Annotated in this window: 11 protein-coding genes and 2 tRNA genes; 3 read left to right on the forward strand and 10 right to left on the reverse strand. The window is 60.6% G+C overall.

Going from position 1 to position 13,475, the window contains the following annotated elements; genetic code table 11:
* Positions 1–2: 2 nt before the first annotated feature.
* From OKC41_RS13325 to pncC, 8 genes are all read right to left on the reverse strand, one after another.
* A tRNA-Arg gene (locus tag OKC41_RS13325) sits at positions 3–79 on the reverse strand.
* A 4-nt stretch (positions 80–83) separates the two neighbouring features.
* Positions 84–176, reverse strand: a tRNA-Ser gene (locus tag OKC41_RS13330).
* A gap of 212 nt (positions 177–388) precedes the next feature.
* A complete protein-coding gene (csrA, locus tag OKC41_RS13335; protein ID WP_005315760.1) occupies positions 389–577 on the reverse strand; it encodes a carbon storage regulator CsrA in 189 nt (62 codons plus the stop codon).
* Between the two features lie 93 nt (positions 578–670).
* Entirely contained in the window at positions 671–1,918 is a 1,248-nt protein-coding gene (locus OKC41_RS13340; RefSeq protein WP_010672822.1) for an aspartate kinase, read from the reverse strand.
* 16 nt (positions 1,919–1,934) lie between these two features.
* Positions 1,935–4,559 carry an alanine--tRNA ligase gene (alaS, locus tag OKC41_RS13345; protein ID WP_010672821.1) on the reverse strand — a complete coding sequence of 875 codons (2,625 nt, stop codon included), beginning with the start codon at positions 4,557–4,559 and terminating at the stop codon, positions 1,935–1,937.
* A gap of 273 nt (positions 4,560–4,832) precedes the next feature.
* Complete coding sequence (locus OKC41_RS13350; RefSeq protein ID WP_113978665.1) at positions 4,833–5,339, reverse strand: regulatory protein RecX; 507 nt, start codon at positions 5,337–5,339, stop codon at positions 4,833–4,835.
* Positions 5,340–5,380: 41 nt separating this feature from the next.
* Complete coding sequence (recA, locus tag OKC41_RS13355) at positions 5,381–6,445, reverse strand: recombinase RecA (protein WP_010672819.1); 1,065 nt, start codon at positions 6,443–6,445, stop codon at positions 5,381–5,383.
* An 80-nt stretch (positions 6,446–6,525) separates the two neighbouring features.
* Positions 6,526–7,017, reverse strand: coding sequence for a nicotinamide-nucleotide amidase (pncC, locus tag OKC41_RS13360; protein ID WP_201895075.1), 492 nt, complete (start codon positions 7,015–7,017; stop codon positions 6,526–6,528).
* Positions 7,018–7,216: 199 nt separating this feature from the next.
* Here pncC and OKC41_RS13365 point away from each other — a divergent pair, with 199 nt between their 5' ends.
* Entirely contained in the window at positions 7,217–7,624 is a 408-nt protein-coding gene (locus OKC41_RS13365) for a Spy/CpxP family protein refolding chaperone (protein ID WP_201895069.1), read from the forward strand.
* 262 nt (positions 7,625–7,886) lie between these two features.
* Entirely contained in the window at positions 7,887–10,457 is a 2,571-nt protein-coding gene (gene mutS, locus OKC41_RS13370) for a DNA mismatch repair protein MutS (protein WP_270672078.1), read from the forward strand.
* A 70-nt stretch (positions 10,458–10,527) separates the two neighbouring features.
* Here the strand turns inward: mutS and OKC41_RS13375 are convergent, their stop codons facing one another.
* Complete coding sequence (locus OKC41_RS13375; RefSeq protein ID WP_049636524.1) at positions 10,528–12,126, reverse strand: BCCT family transporter; 1,599 nt, start codon at positions 12,124–12,126, stop codon at positions 10,528–10,530.
* A 9-nt stretch (positions 12,127–12,135) separates the two neighbouring features.
* Positions 12,136–12,663 (reverse strand): hypothetical protein, encoded by a 528-nt coding sequence (locus tag OKC41_RS13380; protein WP_010672814.1) that lies wholly within the window; start codon positions 12,661–12,663, stop codon positions 12,136–12,138.
* Between the two features lie 163 nt (positions 12,664–12,826).
* Between OKC41_RS13380 and OKC41_RS13385 the strand changes: the two genes are divergently transcribed.
* A complete protein-coding gene (locus tag OKC41_RS13385; RefSeq protein ID WP_010672813.1) occupies positions 12,827–13,306 on the forward strand; it encodes a MarR family winged helix-turn-helix transcriptional regulator in 480 nt (159 codons plus the stop codon).
* The last annotated feature ends 169 nt before the right edge of the window (positions 13,307–13,475 follow it).

Consider the following 13,475-nt stretch of genomic DNA (forward strand, 5'->3'; position numbering starts at 1 on the left):
CATGGTGCGCCCGAGAGGATTCGAACCTCTGACCACCTGGTTCGTAGCCAGGTACTCTATCCAGCTGAGCTACGGGCGCAAAATGGCGGAGAAGGGGGGATTCGAACCCCCGATGCGGGTATAAGCCGCATACTCCCTTAGCAGGGGAGCGCCTTCAGCCTCTCGGCCACCTCTCCGTTTGCGGGGCTGATAATACTTCACAGGGATTTTTAGTCAAACACTTTTTTGGAGAAAACAGAGCGTTCGCTCAGCATTTGGCCAAAGAGTGGAATATTCAAGCAATATCGACACTTACCCAGTAGTTTCGCGCTCTGCAGGCCGATTTGCAGGCCCCTGAAAAACAAAAGGCGACATCCGGGATGTCGCCTTCAGGCAGCCATGAAATGGCTTAGAAATTCGGTTGGCCCGGGACTTTCTCGGCCTGTATCCGCATGTAGATCTCTTCGCGGTGTACGGAAACCTCTTTCGGTGCATTCACACCGATACGAACCTGGTTCCCTTTTACGCCCAGTACGGTAACGGTTACTTCGTCACCAATCATCAGGGTTTCCCCTACACGACGAGTCAAAATAAGCATTCGCTTGCTCCTGTATCCTGTTTTGTATTTATATCGATATGCGCCATTATCTTACAAAGATACCGATATGGTAAATGGTTGAAACTAAATCAATCAGGGATTGTTTCCCAAGGGCTGCTCATGAGGCTCTTGATCCAACCCGAACGCCGAGTGCAACGAACGCACGGCCAGCTCCAGGTACTTCTCGTCAATCACCACGGATATCTTGATTTCAGAGGTAGAGATCAGCTGCATGTTGATCCCTTCCTCACCCAATACCTTGAACATGGTGCGCGCTACACCAGGATGATTCCACATGCCGACCCCGACGATGGAGACCTTGGCGATCTCTCCGTTGCCCTGCACGCAGGCGGCCCCCAGCTCGCTGGCGGTCTCCTCCAGCAAGGCGCGGGCCCGGCGATAATCATCGCGATTCACCGTGAAGGTGAAATCGGCGGTGCCATCCCCCATGGTGTTCTGCACTATCATGTCGACATCTATGTTGGCGTCGCTGATCGGATTCAGGATCTGCGCGGCCACGGTCGGCCTGTCCGGCACACCCAGAATGGTCAGGCTGGCCTCGTTGCGATTGAACGCAATGCCGGATACCAGGGGTGCTTCCATCCTCTCACCTCCATATGTGATTAAGGTTCCCTCTCCGTCGACGAAACTCGACAGCACCCTTAGCGGCACGCGGTACTTGCCCGCGAACTCGACCGAACGGATCTGCAACACCTTGGCTCCGAGACTCGCCATCTCGAGCATCTCCTCGAAGGTGATGGTATCGAGGCGACGCGCCTTGGGCTCGATGCGCGGATCCGTGGTATACACCCCGTCCACATCGGTAAAAATCTGGCACTCATCGGCCTTGATGGCCGCAGCCACAGCCACTGCGGTGGTATCCGACCCCCCTCGGCCCAGGGTAGTGATGGCATTGTGCTCATCGCGCCCCTGGAAACCGGCAATCACTACCACCTTGCCGGCACCGAGTGCGGCTTCCACCTGCTCGGTGTCGATACGGGTGATGCGTGCCTTGCCATAGGCGGAGTCGGTATGGATGCGGACCTGATCACCGGTCATCGAGACTGCGGGGCAACCGCGCTTGTTGAGCGCAATCGCCAGCAGTGCAATGGTGACCTGCTCACCGGTGGAGATCAGCACATCCATCTCGCGCCGGTTGGCATCCTGGTCCAGCTGCTGGGCCATGCCCAGCAACCGGTTGGTTTCGCCCGACATGGCGGAGACCACCACCACCACGTCATGTCCCTGGGCACGGGTCAGTTGAACCCGCTCAGCAACTGCCTCGATCCGCTCCAGCGTGCCGACCGAGGTGCCACCGTACTTCTGTACATAGAGTGCCACAGATCACCTCGCCCGCTTACAGGCGCTCTTCCAGCCAGGAGTGAACGGATTGCAGCGCCGCCGGCACCGCCTCAGGCTGGGTACCACCCGCCTGTGCCATGTCGGGACGACCACCGCCCTTGCCACCCACCTGCTGGGCCACCAGATTGACCAGCTCACCAGCTTTGACCTTGCCGGTCAGGTCATTGGTCACGCCCGCGATCAGGTTGACCTTGCCATCACTGCTGGTTGCCAGCAGCACGACACCGGATTTCATCTGGTTCTTCAGCTCGTCCAGCATGCCGCGCAGGGATTTGGGGTCGACCCCTTCCAGGGCTGCAACCAGCACCTTCTGGCCATTGATGTCGATGACCTGGCTCAGCAGGTCGTTACCCGCCTGCGCCGCCAGCTTGGCCTTGAGCTGTTCCAGCTCGCGCTCCATCATCTTGGCCTTGTCCAGTACCTGACGAACCTTGTCGGCGATGGAGAACTGATCGCCCTTCACCAACGCGGCAGCCTCTTCAATCTGTTCACCCAGCTGGTGCATCAGATCGATGGCGCTCTTGCCGGTGACCGCTTCGATACGGCGCACGCCAGCCGCGATGCCGCTCTCGGCGATGATCTTGAAGAAGCCGATGTCACCGGTGCGCTTGGCATGAGTACCGCCGCACAGCTCGGTGGAGTAGTCGCCCATGCGTACCACACGCACATCGTCTTCATATTTCTCGCCAAACAGCGCCATGGCACCGGCTGACTTGGCCTCTTCCAGCCCCATCAGCTGGGTGGCCACCTCGTGGTTGGCACGGATCTGGGCGTTGACGAGCTCCTCGATCCGGCGAATGGTCGCCATGGTCAGCCCTTCGAAGTGGGAGAAGTCGAAGCGCATGCGCTCGGCGCCCACCAGGGATCCTTTCTGGGTCACATGCTCACCCAGCGCCTGGCGCAAGGCCGCGTGCAGCAGGTGAGTCACAGAGTGGTTAAGGGCGATGGCCTGACGACGGTCGCCATCGACCACGGCCTCGACCTCGGCTCCCTTCTCCAGGGTACCCAGTTCCAGATAGCCCTTGTGGATGATCGCCTTGCCCGCTTTCTGGGTGTCGGTGACGGCGAAGATGCCGTCATCCACCTTGAGGATTCCGCTGTCACCCACCTGACCGCCTGACTCCGCATAGAAGGGGGTCTCCGCCAGCACGATCACTGCCTCTTCACCGGCGATAAGGCCATTGACCTCGACACCATCCTTGTAGATACCGACCACCTGGGTGTTCTGGCTCAGCTGTTTGTAACCGGTAAAGGGGGTCTCGAAATCGAGCTTCAGCACGTCGTTGTAGTTCACGCCGAAACTGGAAGCCTCTTTCGCACGGGCGCGCTGCTTCTCCATCTCGGCCTTGAAGCCCTCTTCGTCGATGCCGATCTCGCGCTCGCGCACCACATCGGCGGTCAGGTCGGCCGGGAAGCCGTAAGTGTCATAGAGCTTGAACACCACTTCACCCGGGATAACCTTGGCATCACCGAGGTTAGCCAGGACGTCTTCCAGCAGCAGCAGACCTCTGTCCAACGTGCGGACGAATTGCTCCTCCTCGATGCGCAACACTCGCTCGACCAGTGGCAGCTGGGCGATCAGTTCCGCCGCCACATCCTTCATCTGCACGGCCAGCTCGGCAGCCAGCTTGTAGAAGAAGACGTCGGTAGCACCCAGCTTGCGGCCGTGACGCACGGCGCGGCGGATGATGCGGCGCAGCACGTAGCCGCGACCTTCATTGGAGGGCATGACACCGTCAGCCACCAGGAAGGCGCAGGAACGGATGTGGTCCGCGATGACGCGCAGGGACTGGTTGCTCAGATCCGTGGTGCCAACAATCTCGGCCGCCTTCTTGATCAACGCCTGGAAGATGTCGATCTCATAGTTGGAGTGCACCCCCTGCATGATGGCGGAGATACGCTCCAGACCCATGCCGGTATCCACGGACGGACGGGGCAGCGGCTCCATGGTGCCGTCAGCCTGACGGTTGAACTGCATGAAGACCACGTTCCAGATCTCGATGAAGCGGTCGCCATCCTCTTCCGGTGAACCGGGAGGGCCACCCCAGATGTGATCGCCGTGGTCGTAGAAGATCTCTGTGCAGGGACCACATGGGCCGGTATCGCCCATGGCCCAGAAGTTGTCGGATGCATAAGGAGCACCCTTGTTGTCACCGATGCGCACGATGCGATCGGCCGGCACGCCGACCTCTTTTTCCCAGATGTCGAAGGCTTCGTCGTCAGTCGCGTAGACGGTCACCAGCAGGCGCTCTTTGGGCAGCTTGAGGGTACCGGTCAGGAATTCCCATGCAAACCGGATGGCGTCCTGTTTGAAGTAGTCACCGAAGCTGAAGTTGCCCAGCATCTCGAAGAAGGTGTGGTGACGGGCGGTATAGCCGACGTTTTCCAGGTCATTGTGCTTGCCGCCAGCCCGCACGCAACGCTGGGCCGTGGTGGCACGGTGATAGGCACGCTTGTCGGCGCCAAGGAACACGTCCTTGAACTGGTTCATCCCTGCGTTGGTGAACAGCAGGGTCGGATCGTTGTGCGGTACCAGCGAGCTGGAAGAGACAACCTGGTGTCCCTGGGTGCGGAAATACTCGAGAAACGCAGCGCGAATCTCTGACGTGGACATGTACATGGAAAATCCTGCTTGATTCGAATACGGACTTTTAACCGCATTAATGTAAGTTTTCTGCAAGGTAAAGTAAAACGTGGGGACCCTTGGCGGGTGAAATAGCCCCCAAGGGGCCAGCGTTTGGCAGCAGCACCCGCAAGGACGTCACAACAGGGCGGCTTCAGGATGCCTCGCTCGACCACAGGGCCGCCATCGACAGACCCGGCGAAGGGCTGATATTCCCCACCAGCCGCACCGCACACCCGTTGCCCATAGGTGTTCAACCTTGGCGCGCCACTATTGCTCACCTTGCATGGCTGAGAGGGCGTAACGGGCTTGTTCCTGGGTAAAACCACGCCCCATCAGATATTTGAGCCACTTCATGCGCAGTTTGAAGTCGGCAAGGTCGGTCGCCTTTGCCCGACGCGACAACAACGCAAGCGCCAGTTCGAACCAGTCGAGCTCGGGTTGATCCAGGGCAGCCTCGATCTGGGTGTCATCCAGCCCCTTGCGGCGCAGATCGAAGCGGATCCTGAGCGGACCATGGCCTTTGGCCGCACCAGCCCGCACCGCCATGGCACCGTAACGATCGTCATTGACCCAGCCATAGCCACGGCAATGGTCGAGTACAACGGCGACCACCTCCTCCTCGAATCCCTTCTGACGCAGGCGTCTGGCCAGCTCCGACTCGGCACTCTCGCGACGGGCCAGACTGCGCATGGCGTAGGCACGGGCGGCCGCCAGCTGCTCTTCAAAGGTCAATTCGACGGGCTCGCCCGTTTCGTTCACTGATTCATCCGCCATAAACAACAAGGCCGGGTATCAACCCGGCCTTTCCTCATTCCTTATTCGAACTCTTGTTCGTTTTCGGCTTCAAACTCGTCGTATTCGGCAGCCGTGGCCTTCTCTTCCACCGGCGCGGCGCCAGAGAGCAGCAGCTCGCGCAGCTTCACTTCCACCTCGGCAGCCAGTGCCTTGTTTTCGGAGAAGAGCTTCATCACGTTGGCTTTGCCCTGGCCGATCTTCTCGCCGTTGTAGCTGTACCAGGCGCCCGCCTTGTCGATCAGCTTGTGCTTGACGCCGAGATCCACCAGCTCGCCCTCCTTGGAGATACCGGCACCATAGAAGATCTGGAACTCAGCCTGCTTGAAGGGTGGCGCCACCTTGTTCTTGACGACCTTGACGCGGGTTTCGTTGCCGACCACCTCGTCCCCTTCCTTGATGGCGCCGGTACGACGGATGTCAAGGCGCACGGAGGCGTAAAACTTCAGAGCGTTACCACCGGTGGTGGTCTCCGGGCTGCCGAACATGACGCCAATCTTCATCCGGATCTGGTTGATGAAGATGCACAGGCAGTTGGCGTTCTTGATGTTGGCGGTCAATTTACGCAGCGCCTGGGACATCAGTCGGGCCTGCAGGCCGACGTGGGAGTCACCCATTTCGCCTTCGATTTCCGCTTTCGGGGTCAGGGCCGCCACGGAGTCGACGATGATGACGTCGACGGCATTGGAGCGCACCAGCATGTCGCAAATCTCCAGTGCCTGTTCACCGGTATCCGGCTGGGAGATGAGCAGGTCGTCGACGTTGACGCCCAGCTTGGCGGCATAGATAGGATCCAGTGCGTGCTCCGCATCGACGAAGGCACAGGTTTTGCCCTTCTTCTGGGCTTCGGCGATCACCTGCAGGGTCAGCGTAGTTTTACCGGACGATTCCGGACCGTAGATCTCGACGATACGACCGCACGGCAGACCACCGATCCCCAGCGCCACGTCCAGAGAGAGAGAGCCGGTGGAGATGGCTTCGATATCCATGGTCTTGCTGTCGCCCAGACGCATGATGGAGCCTTTGCCAAACTGCTTTTCGATCTGGCCCAGCGCAGCCGCCAGTGCCTTCTGTTTGTTCTGATCCATGCCAATCTCCGCTGGGAATCGTGAGTAAGAAGTGAAGTTGGGCTAAGTATACTGTTTATGCATACAGTATCAAGCCCAATTTATTTGAGCAGTGCCAGGAGTCCGGACAAGGCCTGTCTGACCGCCTGCTGGCGCACCTGATGGCGATCCCCATCGAAACGGGCAAGCAGGGAGTGGTGACGACCGGTACGATCTGCCCAGGCAAACCAGACAGTGCCGACCGGTTTCTCCTCGCTGCCCCCACCAGGCCCGGCGATACCGCTGATGGCCACGCAGATACCCGCATCGGAGCGAGCCAGGCAGCCCCGGGTCATCTCCAGCACCACGGGTTCGCTGACGGCGCCGTGGCGCAACAGGCTGTCGATGCTGACGCCGAGCATCTGCTGTTTGGCTTCGTTGGTGTAGGTCACAAAACCGCGATCGAACCAGGCCGAGCTGCCGACAGTATCCGTGATGGCAGTGGCAACCCCGCCACCGGTGCAGGATTCCGCCGTGGCGGCAAGCCAGCCTCTGGCCAGCAGTGCCTCGCCCAGTTCCCGGGATAAGCGGGAGATCTCTGCTTCAAGTCCCATCATCGCGTCCTCTTCCGGCCTCTTCCAGGCGAAATATGGCGCTTATTATGCAGTTGCCCCGCCCCTCGGGCAACCGACCCCGGGGCCACTGCGTCAGCAAGTTGTCGTCGCTTAAGCTCCAGTACATGGCTGCTCGTTATCATGTACCAACACCGCCATGCATGCGGTATCCATCCCATCAGACCAAGGAGAAAGCCGGATGAAGCATCCGTTCAACGTCGCCATGACAGCCCTCGCAATGTGTATCGCCACCCATGCCTTTGCCACCGAGGGCACCGCCGAGCTGCAGAGCGAGACCTCCCTGGCCCAGGAGCTGAACCTCTCCAGCGCCCAGGTGGAGCAGATCAAGGGGCTGCGCGAGCAGGCCACCAGGGAGCTGGGCTCAATCAAGCTCGACGCAATTGGCCAGGACGTCATCGTCAACATGATCAAGTCCGGCAAATGGGATGAAGTGGCGGCGAGAAAGCAGTTGCAGACCATCAGCGACGTACAGGCCGAGGCCCGCTACCATCGCGCCCACTACCTCTTCGAGGTGAGCCGGGTGCTGACGCCCGAGCAGAAAGCCAAACTGCACGAAATGCTGAGCGGCGGCGAAGCCATGTACTGAGGGGACACTCTCCCCGTCTCTCCCATCCCCGCATCCGTGCGGGGATGCTATTTCTCCTCCCCCATGCCTCTTCTGGGCCAGGCTCCCCCCAGGCCACTCTGGTCAGCATGATCCGGATGCACAGATCCGCGACGGGATGCCGGCTTTGCCCCCAAGACGGAGATTCCTCCTCACCATCTTGCCTCGAGCATGTAGAATGGCCCCCAGATTCAGACCCATGACGGCAGACGTTTGCCCGCAAGAGCACCTTCTGGAATAGCACATGACAGCACAATACCAAGCGCCAGGCGCCAACTTGAGCGCCCACACCCCCATGATGCAGCAGTATCTGACTCTCAAGGCCGAAAACCCGGAGATCCTGCTGTTCTATCGCATGGGTGACTTCTACGAGCTCTTCTACGACGACGCCCGCAAGGCCTCCCAGCTGCTCGACATCTCCCTGACCAAGCGCGGCCAGTCGGCCGGCAGCCCCATCCCGATGGCCGGGGTGCCCTATCACGCCATCGAGGGGTATCTCGCCAAGCTGGTACAGCTCGGCGAATCGGCCGCCATCTGCGAGCAGGTGGGGGACCCCGCCACCAGCAAGGGGCCGGTGGAGCGCAAGGTCATTCGCATCATCACCCCGGGTACCGTCTCCGACGAGGCGCTGCTCAGCGAGCGGCAGGACAACCTGATCGCCGCCGTCTACCACGATGGCCGCCGCTTCGGTTACGGCACCATGGACATCGGCTCCGGACGCTTCTTCATCAACCAGTTCGAGAAAGAAGAGACCCTGCTGGCGGAGCTGCAACGCACCAATCCAGCGGAGCTGCTCTACCCCGAATCGTTCGCCTTCCTGCACCATGTCGAGGGTCGCCGCGGTCTGCGCCGCCGCCCGGAGTGGGAGTTCGAGCTCGGCACCGCCCGCAAGCTCTTGTGCCAGCAGTTCGGCACCCAGGATCTGGTGGGCTTTGGCGTCGAGCAGAGCGAGACCGCCCTGTGCGCCGCCGGCTGCCTGATGCAGTACGTGAAAGACACCCAGCGCACCGCCCTGCCCCACATTCGCAGCGTGCGCCTGGAGCAGCCCGATCATGCGGTCATCATGGATGCCGCCACCCGCCGCAATCTGGAGCTGACCCAGAATCTGGCCGGCGGTCACGACAATACCCTCTCCGCCGTGCTCGATTGCACCGCCACGCCGATGGGCAGCCGCCTGCTCAAGCGCTGGATCCACCAGCCGATCCGCGATCGGGTGATCCTCAAAGGTCGCCAGAGCACCATCAAGGAGCTCATCGAACAGAACCTTTACGACGAGCTGGGCGGTTTGCTGCGCCAGGTCGGCGACGTGGAGCGGGTGCTGGCGCGCCTCGCCTTGCGCTCGGCCCGCCCGCGCGATCTGACCCGGCTGCGGCAGGCTTTTGCTCAGCTGCCCGAGTTGCAGCGTCTACTGGCGGAGAGCGAGCACGAGGCGGTGCAGCAGCTGCGCGAGCGGGCAAGTACCTTCCCCGAGCTGTTCGACCTGCTGGAGCGTGCCGTGATGGAGGTGCCGCCGGTGCTCATCCGCGATGGCGGCGTCATCCGTGAAGGGTTCAACACTGATCTGGACGAGCTGCGGGATCTGGCCAATGGCGCCACCGCCAGCCTGGCCCGCATCGAGGAGCGGGAGAAGGCGCTCACCGGCATCAACACCCTCAAGGTGGGCTACAACAAGGTGCACGGCTTCTACATCGAGGTGAGCCGCGCCAACAGCCACCTGGTGCCGGCCCACTACATCCGCCGCCAGACGCTGAAAAACAACGAGCGCTACATCATCGACGAGCTGAAGAAGTACGAGGACAAGGTGCTCACCGCCCAGGCCCAGGCGCTGGCGCTGGAAAAACGTCTCTATGAAGAGCTGCTCGACGCCCTGCTGCCGCACCTCGGCGATCTGCAGGAGTCTGCTGCCGCACTGGCGGAGCTGGACGTGCTGGCCAACCTGGCGGAGCGGGCAGAGACCCTCGACTATCGCTGCCCCACCTTGATCGATGAGGATCAGATCCTGATCGAGGCGGGCCGCCATCCGGTGGTGGAGCAGATGATGACCGACCCCTTTATCGCCAACCCGATACGGCTGGAGCGGGAGCGGCGGATGCTGATCATCACAGGCCCCAACATGGGCGGTAAATCCACTTACATGCGCCAGACCGCACTCATCGTGCTGCTGGCCCATATCGGCGCATTCGTGCCCGCCGACAGCGCCCGCATCGGCCCCATCGACCGCATCTTCACCCGCATCGGAGCGTCGGATGATCTCGCCTCCGGCCGCTCCACCTTTATGGTGGAGATGACCGAAACCGCCAATATCCTCAACAACGCCACCGCCCGCAGTCTGGTGCTGATGGACGAAATTGGCCGCGGCACCAGCACCTACGACGGCCTCTCCCTGGCGTGGGCCTGCGCCGAGCAGCTGGCAAGCAAGATTGGCGCCTACACCCTGTTCGCCACCCACTACTTCGAGCTGACCCGCCTGCCCGAGCTGATGAGCGGGCTGGCCAACGTCCACCTGGATGCGGTGGAGCACGGCGACACCATCGCCTTCATGCACGCAGTACAGGAAGGCGCGGCCAGCCGATCCTACGGCCTGCAGGTTGCCGCACTGGCCGGGGTGCCGAAATCGGTGATCCACCAGGCCCGCCACAAACTGCATGAGCTGGAGAGTGCAACTCCGGTGGCCGCCGGCGAAAGCCGTCCGGCTCCGGTCACTCTCGCCCCGCAACCCCATCCTGTGGTGGAGGAGCTGGCAGCAGTACGCCCGGACGAGCTGACCCCGCGACAGGCCCTTGACCTGCTCTATCGACTCAAGCAGATGCTGTAGCTACCGACCGCCGAACAGGCATGAAAAAGGGGAACCGCGAGGTTCCCCTTTCGTTTGACCGAACCTGTCATCAGCCCGGACCGATGCGATCCATCAGGCTCAGATTGACCGACCCCGGATGGCGCTTGAGCTTCTGCCTGTATTCGAACTGGTGCTGGCTCTCCTGTTTGAGCCCCTGCATCAGGGAGTAGCACATGGCCAGCATGATGACCGAGAAGGGCAGCGCGGCGATGATGCTGGCGGCCTGCAGGGCGGCAAGCCCGCCGGAGACCAGCAGAATGGCCGCGACCAGCCCCTGCCCCAGCCCCCAGATGGCGCGGTGCAGCACCGGGGGATCCTGGTCGCCGATGGAGAGCAGCGTCGTAATCACGAGCGTGCCCGAGTCGCTGGAGGTGATGAAGTAGGTGCAGATAAGCAGGGTCAGCACCCCCTTGGCAATCCAGCCGAAGGTCTCCCAGTGCAGGAGTTCCACCGTCTTGTAGAGCGCCATGGTGACATCCTGATTGACCGCTTCCACCACGCCGCCGCCACCGAACAGCTCCAGGTTCATGGCAGTCCCGCCGAACACGGTGAGCCAGAACATGCCGAGCAGGGAGGGCACCAGCAGAACACCGAGCACGAATTCACGAATCGTGCGGCCCTTGGAGATGCGGGCGATGAACATGCCGACAAAGGGTGCCCACGCGATCCACCAGCCCCAGTAAAATGCGGTCCAGCTAGACTGCCAGGCCGAGGTACCGTTGGCTTCGGTATTGGTCCAGAAGCTCAGCTTGACGATGTTCTGCAGGTAATCACCGATGTTCTGCACATAGGCGTTGAGGATGTAGGTGGTCGGCCCCAGCACCAGGAAGAGGCCAAGCACGAACACGCTCAACCAGATATTGAGTTCGGAGAGGATCTTCACCCCGCGCCCGACACCGGAGATGGCCGACAGGGTGGCAATCAGGCTGATGCCACCGATGAGCCAGAGCTGGTTCGCTTGTGACACGCCCATGCCGAACATCTGGTTGAGGCCGGTATTCATCTGGGAGACACCCAGCCCAAGGGAGGTCGCCACCCCGAACACGGTACCGAACACCGCCAGCACATCGGCGGCATGGCCCCAGAAGCCGTAGATGCGATCGCCAAGAATGGGATAGAGCACGGAGCGGATGGCCAGCGGCAACTTGCGCCGGTAGCTGAAGAAGGCCAGTGACAGGCCGACGATCACATAGATGGCCCAGGGGTGCAGACCCCAGTGGAAGAAGGTGAGGCGCATGGCGATCTGGGCCGCTTCCGGCGTCATGCCTTCGGTGATGAAGGGGTTGCCCTGCAGGTGATACATGGGCTCGGCGATGCTCCAGAACACCAGGCCTATGCCCATGCCTGCGCTGAACAGCATGGAGAACCAGGCAAAGTAGCCAAACTCCGGTACCTGGTCGTCGTCGCCCAGCCGGATGCTGCCAAAGCGGCTGAACATCAAGTAGACGGCGAAGAACAGGAACAGGGCGACCACCAGGATGTAATACCACTTGAAGCCAGCAATGATGGTGTCCTTGGCCCCGGTAAACCAGGTGCCTGCGGTATCCGGATCAAAGACGCCGAACAGCAGGAAGAGGGTCACGACGGTGAGGGCCGTCATGGCCATGGTGGGATTGAGGCCTTTCAAAAGCCCTTTGGTTGCTCGCATCGGGCCTCCTTAGTCGTTGTTGAAAAAGTCTTCACCCACGTGATCGCCGGCACCGCCGATGGCGCGATAGGCCAGACGACCTGCAACCTGCTCACGGTGATCCACCAGGGTCACCGACGGCTGACCGTTCACTGCGTGGCGTTTGCCAAGGAAGATAGCCATCGGCACCCCCAGATTGGAGACACCGCTGGTGATCCAGAGGCGGTTGAAGTCATAGGAGCCACCGATGAACTCGAGCTGTGCCAGCCCATTGTCCAGACCCGCCAGATAAAAGTTCATGGCACTCTCGTCGGGGAAGAGGTGAACCAGCACATAGGCATAGCGCAACTCATTGACCAACTCCTTTAGACTGAAAGAACCTGTGTTGCTACAAGAGAGCGGCAGCTCACCATCGTAGTGGTGTACCTTGAGGTTGTTGGGGTCCTCGTCATAGGCAGGTTGATAACGCACAAATGCTGCGGTGTCCGGCAGTTCATAGCGAACTCTGACCACACGCAGGTCAGCAACCAGGGACTTGATATCCAGGTCGTCATGCATGATTTCACTCCTCAAATATCGGGTTGGAATGGGGCAATTGTCCGATAACCTAACACAATATTCATTAGAGCTAAAACCATTACATCCAAAACCATATTGACCTTGTTATGGATTAGGCGGAGAATTTCGCGCCTCTCCACAGCCCTGCGATGACCCAGACCCCATGGAAAAACATGATGAAGTGCTGATCGCCCTGCGCCAGATCATCCGTGCCATCGACATGCACTCCAAGCGTTTGATCAAGGAGGCCGGCCTGACCTCGCCCCAGCTCCTGCTGCTCAAGGGGATCGACGAGCTTGGCCAGATCTCCATGCGCCAGCTGGCGGATCACACCAACATGAGCCAGGCCACCGCCACCACCATCATGGACCGGCTGGAGAGCCGCCAGCTGGTACAGCGCATTCGCAGCGAAACCGACAAACGCAAGGTGCATGCGACGCTCACTGACGCGGGACGCGCCCTGCTTGCCCAGGCTCCGACCCCCTTGCAGGAGAGTTTCATTCAACGCTTTCAGGCGCTGGAGAACTGGGAGCAGGGGTTGTTGCTCTCATCTCTGCAACGCATCTCCGCCATGATGAATGCCGACGGCATCGATGCCGCCCCCGTGCTGAGTGTCAGCCCCCTGACCGAAGAGCGGGCCTGAAATCCTGAAGTCCGTTTACATGTTTTCAGTTAACTTCTGGCACTCAGAACCCGATGTACCGCATCGGGGATTCTGCATTGCGAGGCCTAATGTGTATGGAGATGGTATTCACCTGACAGTTGCCCACAAAAGGGAGTGGTCATACGGCTTCAAACCGGATAACAAAACG

Source organism: Aeromonas sp. QDB17 (assembly GCF_027705305.1).
In the GTDB taxonomy this organism is placed as follows: Bacteria; Pseudomonadota; Gammaproteobacteria; order Enterobacterales; family Aeromonadaceae; genus Aeromonas; species Aeromonas caviae.